Here is a 17,378-nt window from a genome sequence, read left to right as displayed (position 1 = left end):
AGACCAGCTGGATTTTTTCGGAGAACGATCATGTTTCACACTTCACGACTGACCAAGACCACGCTGGCGCTGTTCCTGAGCCTGGCCGCCGGCAGCGCGCTGGCCGCGGTCACGCCCCAGCTAGCCGAGCAATTGAAGACCACGCTGACGCCGCTGGGGGCCGAGCGTGCCGGCAATGCGGCCGGAACCATTCCGGCCTGGAACGGCGGTATCACTCAGGCGCCGGCGGGCTACAAGCCGGGTCAGCATCACCTGGACCCGTATGCGGCGGACAAGCCGCTGTTCACCATCACCAAGGCCAACCTTGAACAGTACAAGGCCCACCTCAGCCCGGGTCAGATCGCACTGTTCAACAGCTACCCCGACACCTTCCAGATGCCGGTCTATCCCTCTCGCCGCTCGGGCTCGGCGCCGCAGTGGCTGTATGACAACACCTCGAAAAATGCGACCGCGACCAAGCTGCTCGATGGCGGAACCGGTTTTGCCGATGCCTATGGCGGTGTGCCGTTCCCGGTGCCCAAGGATGGCATCGAGGCGCTGTGGAACCACATCACCCGTTATCGCGGCATCTATGTGGTCCGTCGTGCCTCCGAAGCACCGGTACAACGCAACGGCAGCTTCGCGCTCGTGACCTCGCAGCAGGAAGGGCTGTTCAACTATTACCGCCCGGGCGGGCAGTTTGCCGACCTGAAGAACATCCTGTTCTACTACCTGGCGTTCGTGAAGAGCCCGGCCCGGTTGGCGGGCGGTGCAGCGTTGGTTCACGAGACCCTGGACCAGCTCAAGGACCCGCGCCAGGCCTGGGTCTACGACGCGGGCCAGCGCCGTGTACGCCGGGCGCCGAACCTCGCGTATGACACCCCGATCGCCTCATCCGACGGCCTGCGCACGGCGGACGATACGGACATGTTCAACGGCTCGCCAGACCGCTACGACTGGAAGCTCAAGGGCAAGCAAGAGGTCTACATTCCCTATAACAATTACAAAGTCGGCAGCCCTGAGGTGAAGTACGAGCAGTTGCTCACACCGGGCCACCTCAACCCGCAATTCACCCGATATGAGCTGCATCGGGTCTGGGTGGTCGAAGGCATGCTCAAACCGGGCGCGCGGCATATCTATTCCAAGCGCGTGCTGTTTCTGGACGAGGACAGCTGGGGCGCCGCCTTGGTGGATCAATACGACGGGCGAGGGGAGTTGTGGCGGGTGTCGATGGCCTACCTGAAAAACTTCTACGACCTGCCCACCACCTGGAGCGCGCTGGACGTATTCCATGACTTGCAGGCGCGTCGTTACTACGTGCAGAACCTGGACAACGAAGAGCCGGCCACAGTGGACTTCGCCCAAGCGGTGCCGGAAGACGCGTACTTCATGCCGTCGGCGTTGCGCCAGCGCGGGACGCGGTGATATTGGCCATTCGGAAGATTGCCGGGTTTTGGTTTACCAGGATGTGCTAGCCTGCAATCAATGATTTCATTGATTGCAGGGGGCATCATGGCCAGCATCACCATTAGAAACCTTGATGAGAAGCTCAAGGAGCAGCTGCGTATTACAGCGGCTCATAACGGACATTCCATGGAAGAAGAGGCTCGCCTGATTCTGGGCAGGGCCTTGGCGACTGTTGATCGCGCCGGTGGACTTGGAAGCAGGATCCGCAACAGATTCAGCGCTCTCGGAGGCGTCGAGCTTGATCTGCCAGAGCGTTCAGAGAAAGCAACGGCGGTGGATTTTTCTGAATGATAGTGCTCGATACCAACGTTCTTTCTGAGTTTATGCGAGTCGAGCCTGAAACCCGGGTGCTTGCCTGGGTTGATGCGCAGCCATCGATGGACCTGGCAGTCAGTGCGATAACGGTGGCAGAAATACTCCACGGCATCGCACGCCTGCCTTCGGGCAAGCGCAAACAGAAACTTGAAGCCCATGCCATGGCCATGTTCGAAGAGGACTTTGCCGGACGCATTTTGCCGTTCGATGCTCATGCCGCTGTTGAGTACGCAACGCTGACGGCAGGTGCTGAAGCCAATGGGCGTGCGGTTTCAATGGCAGATGCGCAAGTCGCTGCCATTTGCCGAAGCCATGGGGCAGCCATAGCCACCCGCAATGTACGAGATTTCGAGTTCAGCGGTGTTGAAGTGATAGATCCCTGGATGAGCTGAGCCCCCCTGTAGGAGCGAGCTCGCTCGCGAAAAACTTGCCAGCGCCGCGATCATTCAGAATGCACGCGTTATCGTTGACCACCATCGCGAGCAAGCTCGCTCCTACAGGACGAGCCTGCTCGCGATTGGATGGTCGATTCAGCGAGCGCTGAATGTCACACGCGGAAGTGGCTAACCATCTGCTGCAATTGACCACCCAGCCGCGCCAGTTCAATGCTGGACTTGGCGGTCTCGTCGCTCGCCGCGGCGGTCTGTTCGGACACGTCGCGCACGTTGATGATGCTGCGGCTGATCTCTTCGGCCACGGCGCTTTGCTGTTCGGCAGCGGCGGCGATCTGCTGGTTCATCGACTGGATGTTGGACACCGTGCGGGTGATGTTCTCCAGTGACTCGCCGGCCTTGCGGGTCAGGGCCACGCTGCTATCGGTGAGGACGCGGCTGTTGTTCATCACGGCGGATACTTGTTGCGTGCCGTTCTGCAGGCCGGCCACCAGGCCTTCGATTTCCTCGGTGGATTTCTGCGTACGCTGAGCCAGGCCTCGGACCTCGTCGGCCACCACCGCAAAACCACGACCGGCTTCACCGGCCCGGGCCGCTTCGATGGCGGCATTGAGTGCCAGCAGGTTGGTCTGCTCGGCGACGGCCTTGATTACGTCCATGACGCTGCCGATCTTGTCGCTTTCCCGTTGCAGCACGCTCATGGCTTCGGTGGAACGCACCACTTCGCTGGCCAGGCGTTCGATCTGAGCGATGGCTTCGTTGACCACTTTGTCCCCTTCACGGGCTTCGCCGTCCGCCGCCGCAGCGGCTTGCGAGGCTTCTTCGGCGTTGCGCGCGACTTCCTGCACCGTGGCGGTCATTTCGTGCATGGCGGTGGCGACCTGATCGGTCTCGACTTTCTGGCTGTTGACCCCGGCGCTGGTCTGCTCGGTCACGGCCGACAGCTCTTCGGCGGCGCTGGCGATCTGGGTCACGCCATCGCGGATGCCGCTGATCAAGTCGCGCAGGGTCACGCCCATGCGCGCGATGCCTTGTTGCAACACGCCAAGCTCATCACGACGGGTGACCAGCGCATTGTGGGACAGGTCACCGCTGGCGATGCGGTCGACCACCGCCAGGGTTTCGCGCAGTGGACGGGTGATCTGGCGAGTGATGACCACGGCGGCAATGATGCCCACCAGCAGTGCCAGCAGGGTGCTGATCAGTTGCAGAGTGCGCGCCCGGGCGCTTTCGGCGTCGCGACGGTCGAGCTGGATCTGATACAGCTGATCGCTCTGGGACACGATGGCGGCGCCCTGGTCGGTCATTTCCTTGCGCGCTTGCACTGCGTCATTGCTGGCGGCCTTGTAGGTCTGCAACGCGCTGCGGTAGTTGCCCAGCGCGGTTTCCAGCTGACGCAGGGCGTCTTGTTGGGAATCGGCAAAATGCACGTTCAGCGGTTTCAGGCTGGCGATGGCGGCGTCCAGTTGGCCGACGGCTTTTTGCTCGGTCTCGGCATTGGTACTGGCGGTGTAGCCGCGCACTTCGTAGCGCGCCAGCAGGAACGCTTCCTTGGCCGCGGTGATGGCCTGGAACTGTTCGAAACGCTGGTCGCTCAACGGCATTTGTTGCACGCGGGTATTGATGTCATTGATCAGCGTGTTGGCGGTTTCCGCGTTGGCGCTCATGGCGTCGCGGGCGCTGTTGCCGGCGCGATAGGCGCTGCGCATCTTGCCTAGTGACGTTCTGTAGGCGTCGATGACGGTGCCTTGCTCGCGCAGCAGCTTGAGGTTTTCCGGGCTCTTGAACTTCGCCAGCAGGGCTTGCTGCTGGGCCGAGAAGGCGTCAAGGGTGGTCTGCACGTTCTGCGCGGCGGTTTCGTCGCCGTTGGTCAGCATGTACTGCAGGCGAACCACGCGCAGCTTGGTCAGGCCGGCGTTGAGCTGGGTGATGTCGCTCATCCAGTTGCTGCGGTCAATCAACCCGCCCAGGCTGGTCCAGCCGGTCAGGGCCAGAACGCAGGTCAGTGTCAGGACCAGGCCAAACCCCAGGCCCAGTTTCAGGTTCACGCTGATGTTGCCGAACCAGCTATTCATCACATTCCTCCAGGAACTTGGTACTTCTTTATCGTCGGTTGGCTGGAAGATTGTTTTTTTTGGAAGCCGCCAAGCTGTGTAAGCAGGATGTATCGGCAGCAATCCCGGGAGCTGAAAGGATTTTTCCGCAGGGTTTGTGTAACAAGATTTTTACAGCGCTTTTAAGCTTTTTTTCACATAGGTTTCACCAGCCACCGACGCGCCTTTCTTTAACCTGCCGGGAATTTGATGAAGTAGCGCGTGCCGGCGAGGCGGCTTGATGTGGAATTAAGACTGAGTCTTTTCGGGATAAAACGCTCGATCGATCTGAACCGCTTCGCCCGCTATCGCAACGCAGCGGTGGTGTTGGCCTCGGTGTTGCTGGTGATCCCGTTGACGGTGTTTTTGCTGCGACCTGCCGCCGTTGCAGACCTGGCTCACGGCAATGTGACCGGTGCACAGGCGTTGATGACCGGGTGGGCCAAGGGCGACCTGATCGTTCTGGTGCGCCACGTCGAACGCTGCGATCACTCCTCGGCACCTTGCCTGTTTGGCAACGATGGCATTACCGAACGCTCGCGCCGTGTTGCCATGGGAGTCGGTGCGCACTTCCAGGACCTGGGCCTGGACAAGGCCGATATCTACAACAGCCCGATCCTGCGCGCGGCGCAGACCGCCAGCTTCATGTTCAACAAAGTCGGCACGGGCGAAGACTGGTTGATCAGTTGCAAGGGCACCATGCTGCGCGACGCGTTGGCGCACAAGGTGGCCGGGCGTAACCTGATTCTGGTGACCCACAGCGAATGCATGGCCCAACTGACAAAAGACCTCCATTTGCCGACGTCGACCCTGGGTTACGGGGCCTCTCTGTTTATCTCCGCCGAATCGCCGCAGACTCCGCGCATGCTTGGCTTCATCGAAGCCTCGGATTGGCCGACGGTGACAACCCGTTGAATTTCACCATCCCTTTGAATCAGGACTGAGCATGCCGACCGCCTCCCGCTACCGCTTTTACTGGGTGAATTTTGGTATTCCGCTGGCCTGCGCGGTCGCGGTGTTCCTGATGTTCGACATGACTGGCATCGACATCGCCTTCAACAATTACTTTTTTGATCCGGTGACGCAGACGTACCCGTTGGACCAGGTCCATCTGTTCGAAAAAATCACCCACAAATGGGCGCGGATCATTCCGAACTGGACCGGCGAAATCGCGATTATCGGTGCCTTGCTGTCGTTTCTCTGGCCGCGCCTGAAGGCTGAAAAGCACTCGAAAATCATCGCCTTCCTGGAAAAAATCAAAGTCGCACCGGTACTGCGCTTTGCCAACCGCCATCGACGCGACTTTCTCTACGTGGTGTTCGCGTTCTCCATCAGCACCGGGGTCATTCACTACCTCAAGGGCCACACCAGCGTGTATTGCCCGATCGAGACCACCCTGTACGGCGGCAAGATGGAGCACATTGAGTGGTATGAGAATTTCGACCTGCTGAAAGTCGCCGGTGAGGGGCGCTGCTGGCCGGGCGGACATGCGTCGGGCGGCTTCACCATGCTGGCGTTGTACTTCGTGGCGCGCCGTTATCGCTGGCGCTATTCCAAAGCGATCATGTACGGCTCGCTGACCCTCGGTTTCATCTATGGCACCACGCGGGTATTGCAAGGGTGGCACTACATGTCCCACACCTTCTGGGCCGGGATCTTCGTGTGGTTGGCGTGTTTACTGACGGCGCTGGCGTTTTATGGGCGAGCGAGGCTGGAGCAGCCGGTGCTTTCCAAAGTGCAACAACCGGTGGCGGCGACTCAGACCCAACCAGCGAATTGAGTTGGCGTTGAACCGCAAAACCCGCACCTCGAAAGGGTGCGGGTTTTTTGTTACTCGAGGAAACCTTCAGTGAGTCTCGGATTGCGAAGTCGCAGACAAAAAAAAGCCCGCGGGAGGCGGGCAAACCGTAGTTTCTTGAATGAGCGAGGACAATGTACAGGCCGGTGCGAGGGGGTGGGGTGAAGAAAAATTCATCTCGCTCCAAGTCCCGGGCTTTGCGGGTTCGCCCAGCGACTAATCTGTCTGTCAGGCATCGACTGGATGCCACTACCTGGAAACTGGGAGGCCCGTGTTTTCATTGCCGATTTCGCTGCTGCTGGCGTTCCTCATCGGCTGGGTCTCTCAGCGCATGGGTATGTGCCTGGTCAATGCCATCAGGCTGCTGCTCAAGCGTCGGCCGACCCTGTTCGTGTCGCTGGTCAGTTGTGGCTTGTTCGGTCTGTTGCTCGCACCGCTCTACGCCTTGTCTGGCGTCAGTCAGCCGCTGTTCATCCCAGAGGTTGGCTATCTGTCACTGGTTGGTGGCGGGTTGCTGTTTGGCCTCGCCTCGGTGCTCAACGACGGGTGCAGCGTCGGCACCCTCACCAAGCTCGCCAGCGGCAACCTCAACAAGGTCTTTACCATCCTCGGCTGGGTGCTGGGCATCGTACTGTGGCATCACCTGAACATGCTGCCCGAACACCGGGCGCTGCAAATGCCGATGATCACCAGCCGTCATTACTGGCTGGTCATTGGCATCGTGCTGCTGATTCTGCTGTTCCTGATCCGGATCCACGGTGACAAATACCTGGTGCTGTCGAGCCTGCTCCTGGGGGCGTTGACCAGCGCCCTCTACACCTTTGAACCGCTGTGGACGCCCAGCGTGTTTTTCTACGATCTCTCACAATTGTTCTGGGGCTCGGGCGACAGATCATTGACCACCCCGCGTGTGACGGTGTTCGCCATGCTGATGCTGGGCATGCTCTGTTACACCTTGCATCGCCGTACCTTCAACTACCAGCGGTTTGCCACGATGACAGCGGCCAGGCATTTGCTCGCGGGCGTGTTGATGGGCACCGGTGCATCGATGATGCTGGGCGGCAATGACTCGCAGATTTTGTTGGTGTTTCCGACGCTGACCTGGGTGGGGGCGGTGCCGTTGGTGTCGATTGTGTTGGGGATATTGGTGGGGGTTGGGGTTAAGCGGCTGCGTGCCTGATGATCGCGGCCCTGGAGTCGGACGACCTCAATGAGGCCGTCCATTTTCCAATGATCAAACCTGCATCCGCAACCGCCGCCCAACCACATCCAGCAAATCGCAACCATCGCGCAGGGAGGTGACCAGCACCCGCGCCAGTTCGCTGTAAACACCCTCGTCAGCCGCGAAGCTCTCCAGCAATTGTGTCGCGGTTCGAATGCGATAGGCGGCTGTTTCGTGCAGCACATCCAGCGGTGCTTCGGTGTCGATCAGCAGCGACGCGATGATGCAGTCGATACCGGTCATCGGCATGTAGCGATCGATCTCAAGCCTCCACTTCGTCGAGTGGCGCGATGTTGTCCAGTGCCCGGTTTACCAGCAATTGCGCCAGCACGGCCAGTTGCTGGATCGCCAGGGCGATGTTGCGACGCGAGCTTTCAAGTTCACAGGCAAGGTCGGTGCTCATGACGTTGAGCGAGGCGAGGGTTTCGCTGGCGTGGGTGAGCAGGGACGGTGTGTCGATGTCGGGGCGGAGGGTGAAGACGTGGCTGATGGGGTCGAGGTGGTTGGGGTTGCGCAGGCGGGTGCTGATGGTGGGTTCGGTGGTTTTTGAGAGGTTGGATAAGTCGGGTATTTCGGTTGTTGAATCTGGCGGATTAGGGCTGTGCTTTTTCATGACGGGGTTCCTGGTTTGTTCAAAGGAGCCGGCGCTATCCTGCTGTCAAACAAGGTAGGGTGGCAGCTGTACGCAGGTTGACAGACCGGAAACACAGGAAACCGGTGCATCCGAAGATGCCCCACGCACAGCCACCATGAAAATTGCACGCGCGAAAGCATGCCGTTTTATTGGGACGAGTGGAAGGTTCCGGTTTCAGCCTGTCAAAACTGATCGCTGATTTGCAGCGACCTCTGAAGGCTATCCTCGAGAAGTTGCGTCCGCCAGTTCATGAAAGGCGATGCGTTTTGAGGGAAATGTCCTAGGACGCGGTGAAGTCGTTGCACCGATCACAGGTCACTCGATTTCACCGTGTGCTTGAAATGATGCTCCCAAAGCCTGACCCCTAACCCGCCCGTCCGGTCCAGTGACGACCCCACCGTCAAATCCGTAATCAATGTCGGCTGCAAACCCGCATCAAACAGCGCAAACCCCGCCGCCAGGCAGCAGGTCTCGGTCTGCAGGCCGCACACCAGCACGCGTTCGACATTGAGGCTTCTCAGGTAGTCGATGGTTTCCGGTGTGGGCGCGTAGCCGTGCTTGATAAAGACGCGGTCGGCCGGGATCAGGCTGTCATCGTCGGTCGCAGGGTGCCAGCCGAGCTGTTTTTCGAAGGGGGTTATGGATTCGTCATGGCGCTCGACCGTGGCGACACTGGGCAGGGTGCCGATGAGCGTCTGGATACCGTCGATCAGCCATTGTGGCGGGGCGAAGCAGGGTTGTACGTCGATGATCAGGAGGGCTTGGCGCATGGGCTTCTCCGAGGTGATGGCAGTTTTAGGGGCGACTGTGCACATAGCGGCATTGCGCGACTGACCATGCGACCCTATCGTCAGATTTTACCTGCCACAAAGTGCTTTTGTGAGTTGTGGGCGTACGATGTAACTCACGTTTTCGCTGAAATCCTGGGGGAGCGAACGAAGCGACTGAACGATGTTGAATTGGAGAAAAGTCATGATTCGCAAGCACTACTTGAAAGCCCTGGCGACGCTGCTCATCGCCGCCGGCGTGCAGTGGGTGACGCTACCCGTCTACGCGACCGAGCAGGGTGAACAGCGACGTGAAGCGCGCGATACCAGGCAGGAAGGACGATCCACTGCCCGGCAAACCAAGGATGAATGCAGAAAGGGCAGTGACAAGAGCAACGTGGAATGTCGCCAGGACAAGCGCAGCACCAAGCAGGATACCCGTCGTACGGCTCGGGATATCAAGTACTGATCGTTGGTGTCGGGGCTGCTTCAGGCTGTTGCAGAGTTTGCGATGCAGCCGGAAACAACAACCCCGCACAAGGCGGGCTTCGTTGGTGTCTCAATTGGTGGGCCGGGGTAATCTGAAACAAGTCGGTATCTATCTGTTTTGGCTAGTAAATAATTGTTTGGTCAACTTGCTTGGAATACCAGTTGGAACGCTGCGTGGTCTGGATTCCGATGGACGGTGCTTTCTGAGCTCCGCCCCCCAAAACTAATCGGGGCTGAATCTATCAAGCCAATGGTCGAGCTGTTGATTGTTGCCCCTGCGCTCGCAGGTACAGGGGCTCCTAGCAAACGATACCGTCAATGATTGCTGTGTTGGCTAAGCCGACTCTCGAAGTATTGCGCAGTCTCTTTGTCGGTGCAGTACAGGTAGCAACCCTTCATTCCGCGTGTCATCAGGGTTCGGTATGTATTTTTGATGATCAGGTCTGTTTCATTTTTCGCGAGGGTAGGTTGCTCTTTCATCATTTTTTCCAGCCGCGAATCGATTTATCGTGCTTGTCGCGCTCATCCGGGGATGTCACTACCTTACCGTCACGTACGACTAGGTCTGGCCCGATGATCACCCCGATGTAGTCGACTTCCAAACCTTGGCAGGTATGAATGCAGCCAACCTGCTCGATGGATTTCTCAGCGATGATCCATAGGCTGCCATCCTGATCCAGGTTCCATTGGCGTTTGTAGTCACCAATGACGATATCAGCAGCGGAGGGGTCTTTCTTGCTCAACCAAGGCCAGCAATAGCCTGCGACCACACGAGCTTTGTTTCCGTGGTTTTTCTCGTTGATTGCCTCATGCATCGCCTGAGGTGAGTCGAACAGCCGAAGCGTCAGTGACCATTGAGTTGCCCATGGCCGGGCAATTAATCACGGTAAAATGGCCAGCCTCGGATCCTGAGGGCTGCGCGCAATTTATTCGGGCTGTCGCTCAATGATCCGCATCGATGCAATCTGGTTGGCCACCGAGCCGATGGATATGCGCGGCGGTACCGAAACCGAATTAGCCCGGGTGATCGCGGTGTTCGGTGCGGCGAAGCAACCTCGGCAACATTAGGTGCTTGGTAGGAGGGCTTGCGTTCTGGTTCGGCGGTTTGCTAGATTATTTCTCGCGCAGGGTAGGCGCATCACACCCGTCTTTGAAAGCTGGAAACGGCACTACCTGTTGGTTCTCTCATGCTCAAGGCCATGTTATTTCGAGGCCCTGTAGCGGCGTAGGCGGGTGGCGTTGCATTACGGGCGGAGAAACCAACATGAGCACCATTTCCAACGTTCGTCCTTCTACCCTCGCGGGTATCAAACGTACGGCCACTCGTATCAATGGCAAGAACCCCGAAATCATATACATGCAAGCCTTAGAGCTCGCTGCAAGACAGTCGGGTTTCGAAAGCTATCAACACGCACGTAAATCGTTGAAGGCTGGGTTCAAAATTCCAGTCCTCCATAGCGTTTATTTCTCTGCCTACTGGCGTGACTCTTCGACCAAGCCCCGAACGGCCGGTCTGGAGACTCTGGAGATTAAGCTCCCGAGGCCGCTGCCGGACTTCCTGGGCAAGCATCAGTGCCATTTCGCTCAAAATCTGCAAGGGTTCTTCGTTGAGTCGTTGGATCATGTGGAAATGAGGAGCACCGCTGAGAGCTTGGAGAGAGCGAGGGAGTTGCTGACTCGTGCAGCTCTGTCTCTTCAATTTATTGAAGCAGCACGGCTCCAGCCGGCAACAACCAAGATCCAGCGCTCGGCCATGGATAAGGCAGAACAGCTGCCTTATGCAGACCACATCTCTCGTTGGGTATGCGCCGACACTGGTGCCTGGCTGATGCTTGATGAGCCCTACGGCCATGTTGACCGGCCTGAATATCAAGCTAGGCGCAACGACTGGTCTATCGAGCATGGCTTGAGACTGGTAAAGCCAAGTTGGGAAGGTTTGTATTACCCGGGCAGCGCAGTCCCACATTTCGTGAGTCGTGATGTTGGCCTCCTCAACCGAGTCGTCGCTACGGCTGAGCGCCTCAGTGCGAACGCGGCTGACAGTTGGGTTTTCCAATCAGCGAATTTCAGCAGCCAGTTTGTAAGTCCTGCACGAGCTGAGTCAGGGAAGAAGCGGAAACCTCGCCCTGGTACCACGTACGGTTTCAGCAAGAATGCGGTCGAATACCGTCGGATGGAAGGATGGAGTTCCACCTGGCGACCCGCGCAGAAAATGAGCATCGCCGGCCACAACGAAATGGGCTGGATACTCAAGCGGCTGTACGCAACAGCCATGCCTTTCACCGCCCGCACGCCGTTGTCGGAGCTCCAAGCTGAGTTGGAAAACTGGATGGACGCCGAGTATCGGGGGGAAAAACATCCTGAATTCGACACAGATGCCTACTATGGCGGGCACAACATCTCTAGCTACCCAAGCCGTGTCGAAACGCTTGAGGCAGTGGATCGTCTGCGATCGATCATGACGGGTACCTACCTGGACTCAAAGCCGCTGAGAGATCACCTCAAAAAGCTGGATTCGGCACGTCTGCATATCGCCAAGTCGTAATCTCAACTCAGGGCTTTTGTGGTTTTTTTACTTCGGAGGTGGAAGTGGAAGGTCATAATTTTGAGCGCTTAAGGGCGCACATTCTGGAACTCTCAGTTGCTTCGAATTTCGACCAGGCTAGGCTTGAGTGGAAGCTCGATGCTGTGGAGGTTAGTGAGGAATTTGATCAGTGTCCGTGCGGAAAGGAAATCAAAGAGCACTGCTATATTTTGAATTTCAGGAACGGTAACAAGACTTACGTAGGGAACGTTTGTATTGACCGCTTCTTGGGTATTGATACGGGAAATCTGTTTGATGGGCTTCGGCGAATTAGCCTCGACCCGACTGCAAATGCAAACGCAGATGTGGTCGAATATGCTTGGGAAAAAGGCTATCTATTCAATGAGGAAGAGTACAACTTCTTGAGGCGTACCGTACTTAAGCGGAAGCTATCACCGAAACAAATTGCTTGGAAGAAAAAAGTAAATATTAGGATTTTGAAAGGCACAGTGGTAAGGCGTCGGACAGTCCGAGATTGAAGAAGGCGGACAGGCATCCAATGGACGCAGGTAATAATGCTGAGGTAGCTGAGAATTGCTCGATACCACCATACGGCGTGGTGGCAGACTGCTCCGGTTCTAGAGTCATGTCATGGAATCATGCAGCTTGCTTAGGATGGGGCGCCTTGGCGAAAGAACGTCAAAAATAATATGGTCGGTCTCAGTCGTTGGTAGCGCCATACAGCAGTCTTCGTAGTTTCTGATACTTCTCATGCAAGGGCATGGGAATGTGGGTGAGTGAACACCTGTATGTTTCGCTAGCGGTATTCCTTGTTTAAAAGCTGAAAACCATTCTCGAGGAGTCTCGACTATCTGCAGGGCGGCTCTTAGCGCCGAGTAGTCATAATGGTCGATTTCGGAGTTGAAGGGCACGGATGCCTTTATAACTGGGTTCGATACTAAATCGTATGTGATGAGTTCAAAGTCTTCCACTACATCGTTGCAAAGCTCGCCGGCGTACAGTTTTCCCCTACGATGTCTGCAGCCCTGAAGGACAGACCTAGGAGTGTGACAAATTGAACAGCTCATCTTTTTGATGATTTCACGGCTGCTGAAAAAAAGCTTATATGGATAAAGAAGTTGCCAGCTGTTAACTGCGTTGTTCAGAAAAGATTGACCAAAATCACCATTGACATACTCTCGATTGCTGCGAAGGTTCGCTAAAAGAATTTCGAGTCTTTCAAGCTTGCACCAGGCTTGATAAAACTCTTCGGCCGCTAGCAGACCAAAAATTTCCAAGTATAGGAAGTGGCCTTCAAGTAGAGTGCTGTAGACCCAGGCGTGGTTCTTGACTTTATTGTCGTCAGTCGCCTTTTTAAGATTGCTTAGTAGTGCGAGGTAGTACTCGTGCTGAGAAGATACGCCCCACCAATCGCTGAGCAATTTTTCAACCTCTGGTAATATATTTGCAGAGCTCATTTTTTCTCGAGTTCCTTGACGACCTTAAGGACGGCATTGGCCCTTCCGGATACACGATATTTTCTCTTGTTAGCCCCTTTGCCCTTGATAAGTTCAATGCGGACTTCAATATCCTCAGAGTTGTGTTGACTGATTTTGGAATGAATATAGGCGCCAAAAACTGTAACAAACAATGGTACGCTGACATCGCTTAGGATGTAGGTGCCAATATCAATAATGATGCTGTTTAGCTGGGAGTAATGAACACTGTCAGCATCGCCGCAAACTTTGATGCTGACGTCTTCAGAAAGGTGATCTCTCAGCAGTGCCATGAAATCAATTGCATCTGCACCTATAATCGCAGCAGGCCCCTCAGGGCTGGCTTCAGGGATCAGAAGGGTGATCGCGCTTGTGTCACCAAGACTGTCAATGTATTTTGATGCAGCACTGTTCTCAGCTACAACTTCTTCAAATATTCTTGCGGTAGAACTCATTGAAATGCTCCCTGTAATTCAATGAGGCGAATGGTACAGTTCCATTCCAGCCATCATGAAAGCGCTTGATGCGGCTTGTTTTTGCTCGCGTTATTATTTTCAGTAATATCGTATTTTCGGCTTTCCCGATCGCCATAATTAGTGAGAAAAAATAATGGCGGGGTTTAGTGTCGCTGCGACGAATAGTTGATATTAATAAGTGCTCTATAGGAGGCCGGGCTACGCCCGGCCTCCTATAGAGCGGTAGTTCAGTGTAACCCGATCATCTATATTGGTAGGCCGTCTGTCAATATAAAAGTCAACTAGATGTGGTGGTCTACATGCTCGACATTGCTGAGGGAAGGACGATACGAAGCCTGATCGAGCAAGCGTGATTAGCACGATTAGCACGATTCGTCTCGTAGTGTGCCGATGCGGCAGGCTTTGAATGGTTCGAGGGCGAGCGTGTGGCTGTCAGAGGCTTCGTGATCGATCACGCCGCATGTCATGCAGACTGGGTATGTCGCTGCTACGGACTCGAAGAGGCCGGCTACTGGGGGTGAAAAAGCGGAGGGGCGAGCGGCCTGCTGCTTCCAGCCTAAGCTGAAGCTGATGGAGGCGGTTTCTAGATGCCAGAAACGAAAACCCCGGCTCGAGGCCGGGGCGGGTGTTTCGTGGTCTTTGCAAGGAGTCGTAAGCTTTCGCTCATTGGAGCTCAGTGCCAACCGTTTTTCAATCCTACGAGCGGTTGACACCGATGTCAACCCTCTTTATATAGGCACCTGGCCAGTAGGAAGCCGAGCATGCCGCACACCGTCCAGTATAGACCCCATCTGATTGACCAGCTCATCAGCTCTCACCGAATTACCAGCTACAGCAGGGTGTTTTCGACCAGCAACGATGCTGAGCTCGTGGGGGCCTACCTGTGGAACTCCCACGTTTGCGGTGTTCTGTACCCGTTGCTCAGCGCTGCGGAGGTAACGCTTCGGAACTCAATTGACACCGTTCTGACCGCCGATATCGGGAAGTTCTGGTGGAAGGCCGGTAAGCTCAGATATAAAAGCTTCACCCCGGGCGCTGCGAATCCGCCGGATGCCGTTGCTAAGCTGACCAAAAATTTCGGTTCAGCCTACAACGCTGCCTTCATCGAGCGGAAAAATCGTAAGGTGAGGGGCAGCCCTGATCACCAGGACGTCGTCTCGAAAACGGACTTTTCCACCTGGGAATTCGTTCTGGACAACGAGTACATGGGTGACAAGCTCATCTGGCCGAAGCACCTGGGCCGCGTTTTTAAAGGGCAGTGGCCCACCAACCAGGCCGGCAACATGCTTTCCAGCTGCAAGGATCAAGTCAATCTGGTTAGGAAGTTTCGAAATCGGGTGTCGCACCATGAGCCCGTCTGGAAGCGATTCAATGTCACCGACGAACAGCAAGCCGTAGCTCATCTCCACGAGAAAATCGGCAAGATTACCGAGCTGATTTCGTGGATTTCGCCTGAGAAAATCGATCTGCTTGAGAAAAGCGGCGTGATCAAAACGGCCTACCGGGCCTGCTCAATTGCTGAAATCGAGCGCTTCAAGTATCAGTCCAAGACGAGTACGGTCAACAGCATGGCCAAGCTCATCAAGGTCGCAGAGGCTGCAAGCGCCGGGAACGAGGTGTTGAAAATAGCGGTTTACGGCAAGCGGAAGGGGATTTATACCCTCCAGGCTGACTGACCTGCGGGATTATCAGTCACGCTTCCTTTTAATCAGCCTAGCCTCCTGAGCCAAGTACATGGTCTTGGGCCGTAGAGGGGTACCTTGACCGTGTAGCCCATCCAGCCCTCTTCACTACTCATCAGGCGGCGGCGAGCAGTGTCAAAGGCGCTCAGCCAAGCCATCTGTATGTCGTCGCTGCTACGGACACGACGTGGCCGCCTAAATAGCGAGGCAAGGAACACCATGGAGGTATGGTCGATGCAAGCGATCTGATGCTAGGGTTTGCACACCAACCGACTCCACACTACGCAAGGAACGCTATGCGATCACTTGGAATACGCGCTGAGCCCAAGAAGGCGACGTTCGTCATCTACGACGATGAAGCGAAGCAAATCTTGAACGTCGAGTCCTTGATCATCCCGCAGATACTGAACAAGCCAGAGCAGCTCAAATTCGCCCGACACAGCATCCTCGACATCCTTCGGGAATATCAGGTCGACGTAGCTGGCATCCGGGTCGCAGAAGGCAACTCACAGAACCAGGATGCTGATCGGCTCTACCTGGAAGCCGTGTTCATGGAGTCGTTCGCAAGCAGCAGCATCAGAAAATACTTCGTGGGGCGCAAGACAAGCATCAGCGCTCGGCTTGGCATCACCGCAGCTCAATTCGCCTCGATCGTGAAGTGCGAAGCTGATCTTGATGACGTCGAGGGGTGGCCAGCCGGCAAGGCTCAAGCTGTTCGTGAGGCGATCCTTGTAGCCGTAGGAGCCACCCGATGATCATTCCTTACCAGGCGGCCCAGGTATCGTTCCAGAAGAAGCAACGCATCGGTGAGCATGGCGAAAACTCCGAGGTGTATGTCGCCCATGACGAACACCTGGACGCCGAGCTCGTGATCAAGCAGGTCAAGACCGATGGGTTCAACGAAGAGCGGTATCTGCTCGAGGCTCAGCTGCTTTACAAGAGCGTGCACCCCAACGTCGTGCAGGTGCTGTACGCCTGTAAGGATGCTCAGAACATCTACATTGCCATGCCGTATTACAGCAGAGGATCGCTTCATCAGATCGTAGAAGCGGAAGGGCTAACCTGCAGACAGCTCATCCGTTACTCCATCCAATTCCTAAGCGGCCTCAACAACATCCATTCCAAGGGGCTGCTCCACTTCGATATCAAGCCTGACAACATCCTGATCTCTGATACCGACGAGGCACTGCTGTCAGATTTCGGGTTCGCCAAGAACATGGACGACGATGGCTTTGCCACGCCCGAAGCCACCTACCGTCTCCATCTACCGCCGGAAAGCTCTGCGACCCGAGACTTCAACAACAGCGCAGACATCTATCAGGTCGGGCTGACTTTGTACCGTCTACTGGTGGGTTTGGATTCCCTGCAACGTCAGCGAGATTCCTACCACCTTGGTGCCGAGCTGATCCGTGCGCAACGCACAGAAACCTACCCAAACCTCACGCAACTGCCGCTTCATGTCCCGAAAAAACTCAAGACCATCATCAAGAAGTGCTTGAGATTCGACCCTGACACGCGGTATCAATCAGTAATGGATCTACTGAATGAGTTGTCGTCGATCGATGATTTAGGCCTGGATTGGCGGTTCTCAACGGTTGGGAATACCCAGCGCTGGGAAAGCATTTCGTCGGACGGTACATCGCTTTTGGTAGAGGTGGCCGATAATGGCCAGTGCACCGCCTCGAAAAAAACGGCTGGTGGCACGTATCGCAAGAAGCCGAAGCTCTGCGAGGCCAATGTAACCCCGGAGCGGACTCATGAAATCCTCATGTCATCAGAGTGGTAAGCAGGCAGGCAGGAAGGATGGGGATGGTTATCTGACCAGATCCCAAATTTCCACAGGACGTAGCCAGACAAGCTCTGGTCGCGCTCGCTCGTCTGTACCTCTGGTGAAAGTCGAAGACCTGATGGGCGATTCGAAAATCGTATATCACGGCCGATAACTCCGCCGGGCCTACGCGATTTTTTCGTGTAGGCCTATCTCTTGAGTCCTCCGTATCCTCGTAAATTTCCCTAGTCGATCGTTCCTAGCTTGAGCTTCTTT

At 56.0% G+C, this 17,378-nt stretch carries 19 protein-coding genes and 2 pseudogenes; 13 read left to right on the top strand and 8 right to left on the bottom strand.

The window, feature by feature from the left end:
* Window positions 1-30 precede the first annotated feature (30 nt).
* From ACM6J5_RS29095 to ACM6J5_RS29085, 3 genes are all read left to right on the top strand, one after another.
* Window positions 31-1,404 (top strand): DUF1329 domain-containing protein, encoded by a 1,374-nt coding sequence (locus ACM6J5_RS29095; RefSeq protein WP_414929804.1) that lies wholly within the window; start codon window positions 31-33, stop codon window positions 1,402-1,404.
* Between the two features lie 87 nt (window positions 1,405-1,491).
* Window positions 1,492-1,737, top strand: a complete 246-nt coding sequence (locus ACM6J5_RS29090; protein WP_046038645.1) for a FitA-like ribbon-helix-helix domain-containing protein — start codon at window positions 1,492-1,494, stop codon at window positions 1,735-1,737.
* On the top strand, window positions 1,734-2,153 hold the full coding sequence (locus ACM6J5_RS29085) for a type II toxin-antitoxin system VapC family toxin (protein ID WP_414929803.1): 420 nt from the start codon (window positions 1,734-1,736) through the stop codon (window positions 2,151-2,153). The genes ACM6J5_RS29090 and ACM6J5_RS29085 overlap by 4 nt, the downstream gene beginning before the upstream one ends.
* Before the next feature lie 155 nt (window positions 2,154-2,308).
* Here the strand turns inward: ACM6J5_RS29085 and ACM6J5_RS29080 are convergent, their stop codons facing one another.
* Together ACM6J5_RS29080 and ACM6J5_RS29075 are read right to left on the bottom strand one after the other, a co-directional pair.
* Window positions 2,309-3,013 carry a methyl-accepting chemotaxis protein gene (locus ACM6J5_RS29080; protein WP_411740600.1) on the bottom strand — a complete coding sequence of 235 codons (705 nt, stop codon included), beginning with the start codon at window positions 3,011-3,013 and terminating at the stop codon, window positions 2,309-2,311.
* A 201-nt stretch (window positions 3,014-3,214) separates the two neighbouring features.
* Window positions 3,215-4,093, bottom strand: a pseudogene (locus tag ACM6J5_RS29075) (methyl-accepting chemotaxis protein); the annotation flags it as partial.
* Between the two features lie 396 nt (window positions 4,094-4,489).
* Here ACM6J5_RS29075 and ACM6J5_RS29070 point away from each other — a divergent pair.
* The 3 genes from ACM6J5_RS29070 (at window position 4,490) to ACM6J5_RS29060 (ending at window position 7,224) form a co-directional block, all read left to right on the top strand.
* Complete coding sequence (locus tag ACM6J5_RS29070) at window positions 4,490-5,161, top strand: histidine phosphatase family protein (RefSeq protein WP_414929802.1); 672 nt, start codon at window positions 4,490-4,492, stop codon at window positions 5,159-5,161.
* Window positions 5,162-5,192: 31 nt separating this feature from the next.
* Window positions 5,193-6,026, top strand: coding sequence for a phosphatase PAP2 family protein (locus ACM6J5_RS29065; RefSeq protein ID WP_414929801.1), 834 nt, complete (start codon window positions 5,193-5,195; stop codon window positions 6,024-6,026).
* Window positions 6,027-6,315: 289 nt separating this feature from the next.
* Window positions 6,316-7,224, top strand: coding sequence for a YeeE/YedE thiosulfate transporter family protein (locus tag ACM6J5_RS29060; protein ID WP_414929800.1), 909 nt, complete (start codon window positions 6,316-6,318; stop codon window positions 7,222-7,224).
* Window positions 7,225-7,278: 54 nt separating this feature from the next.
* Here ACM6J5_RS29060 and ACM6J5_RS29055 read toward each other — a convergent pair whose 3' ends face one another.
* The 3 genes from ACM6J5_RS29055 to ACM6J5_RS29045 all read right to left on the bottom strand — a co-directional run bounded on the left by ACM6J5_RS29055 (window position 7,279) and on the right by ACM6J5_RS29045 (window position 8,670).
* Window positions 7,279-7,527, bottom strand: a complete 249-nt coding sequence (locus tag ACM6J5_RS29055) for a hypothetical protein (protein WP_414929824.1) — start codon at window positions 7,525-7,527, stop codon at window positions 7,279-7,281.
* 1 nt (window position 7,528) lies between these two features.
* A complete protein-coding gene (locus tag ACM6J5_RS29050; RefSeq protein ID WP_414929799.1) occupies window positions 7,529-7,879 on the bottom strand; it encodes a DUF6124 family protein in 351 nt (116 codons plus the stop codon).
* A 329-nt stretch (window positions 7,880-8,208) separates the two neighbouring features.
* On the bottom strand, window positions 8,209-8,670 hold the full coding sequence (locus ACM6J5_RS29045) for a cysteine hydrolase family protein (RefSeq protein ID WP_414929798.1): 462 nt from the start codon (window positions 8,668-8,670) through the stop codon (window positions 8,209-8,211).
* A gap of 202 nt (window positions 8,671-8,872) precedes the next feature.
* On the opposite strand from ACM6J5_RS29045, the gene ACM6J5_RS29040 reads away from it, so the two are divergent.
* Window positions 8,873-9,136 carry a hypothetical protein gene (locus ACM6J5_RS29040; protein WP_095942453.1) on the top strand — a complete coding sequence of 88 codons (264 nt, stop codon included), beginning with the start codon at window positions 8,873-8,875 and terminating at the stop codon, window positions 9,134-9,136.
* Between the two features lie 335 nt (window positions 9,137-9,471).
* On the opposite strand, the pseudogene ACM6J5_RS29035 reads toward ACM6J5_RS29040, so the two are convergent.
* Window positions 9,472-9,992: pseudogene (locus ACM6J5_RS29035) on the bottom strand (DNA/RNA helicase domain-containing protein); the annotation flags it as partial.
* A 109-nt stretch (window positions 9,993-10,101) separates the two neighbouring features.
* On the opposite strand from ACM6J5_RS29035, the gene ACM6J5_RS29030 reads away from it, so the two are divergent.
* The 3 genes from ACM6J5_RS29030 (at window position 10,102) to ACM6J5_RS29020 (ending at window position 12,219) form a co-directional block, all read left to right on the top strand.
* Window positions 10,102-10,224, top strand: a complete 123-nt coding sequence (locus tag ACM6J5_RS29030) for a transposase (RefSeq protein ID WP_146038397.1) — start codon at window positions 10,102-10,104, stop codon at window positions 10,222-10,224.
* 196 nt (window positions 10,225-10,420) lie between these two features.
* A complete protein-coding gene (locus tag ACM6J5_RS29025; RefSeq protein WP_103401965.1) occupies window positions 10,421-11,701 on the top strand; it encodes a DUF5623 domain-containing protein in 1,281 nt (426 codons plus the stop codon).
* A 44-nt stretch (window positions 11,702-11,745) separates the two neighbouring features.
* Window positions 11,746-12,219 (top strand): hypothetical protein, encoded by a 474-nt coding sequence (locus ACM6J5_RS29020; protein WP_414929797.1) that lies wholly within the window; start codon window positions 11,746-11,748, stop codon window positions 12,217-12,219.
* A gap of 105 nt (window positions 12,220-12,324) precedes the next feature.
* On the opposite strand, the gene ACM6J5_RS29015 is transcribed toward ACM6J5_RS29020, so the two are convergent.
* Both ACM6J5_RS29015 and ACM6J5_RS29010 read right to left on the bottom strand, forming a co-directional pair.
* Complete coding sequence (locus ACM6J5_RS29015; RefSeq protein WP_103401963.1) at window positions 12,325-13,158, bottom strand: SecC motif-containing protein; 834 nt, start codon at window positions 13,156-13,158, stop codon at window positions 12,325-12,327.
* Complete coding sequence (locus tag ACM6J5_RS29010; protein WP_414929796.1) at window positions 13,155-13,631, bottom strand: hypothetical protein; 477 nt, start codon at window positions 13,629-13,631, stop codon at window positions 13,155-13,157. Before ACM6J5_RS29010 ends, ACM6J5_RS29015 begins: the two co-directional genes overlap by 4 nt.
* A gap of 782 nt (window positions 13,632-14,413) precedes the next feature.
* On the opposite strand from ACM6J5_RS29010, the gene ACM6J5_RS29005 reads away from it, so the two are divergent.
* The 3 genes from ACM6J5_RS29005 to ACM6J5_RS28995 all read left to right on the top strand — a co-directional run bounded on the left by ACM6J5_RS29005 (window position 14,414) and on the right by ACM6J5_RS28995 (window position 17,120).
* The gene (locus ACM6J5_RS29005) at window positions 14,414-15,328 is read left to right on the top strand and encodes an Abi family protein (RefSeq protein ID WP_103401025.1); all 915 of its coding nucleotides are present in this window, start codon (window positions 14,414-14,416) and stop codon (window positions 15,326-15,328) included.
* A gap of 233 nt (window positions 15,329-15,561) precedes the next feature.
* Window positions 15,562-16,089: a hypothetical protein gene (locus tag ACM6J5_RS29000; RefSeq protein WP_256587317.1), complete on the top strand. Its 528-nt coding sequence runs from the start codon at window positions 15,562-15,564 to the stop codon at window positions 16,087-16,089.
* Window positions 16,086-17,120: a serine/threonine-protein kinase gene (locus ACM6J5_RS28995; protein ID WP_103401026.1), complete on the top strand. Its 1,035-nt coding sequence runs from the start codon at window positions 16,086-16,088 to the stop codon at window positions 17,118-17,120. The genes ACM6J5_RS29000 and ACM6J5_RS28995 overlap by 4 nt, the downstream gene beginning before the upstream one ends.
* The last annotated feature ends 258 nt before the right edge of the window (window positions 17,121-17,378 follow it).

Source organism: Pseudomonas sp. IT-P74, assembly GCF_949768175.1.
GTDB lineage: Bacteria > Pseudomonadota > Gammaproteobacteria > Pseudomonadales > Pseudomonadaceae > Aquipseudomonas.
The sequence above is the reverse complement of the archived record's forward strand: the minus strand, read 5'-3'. Positions and strand labels throughout refer to the sequence as shown.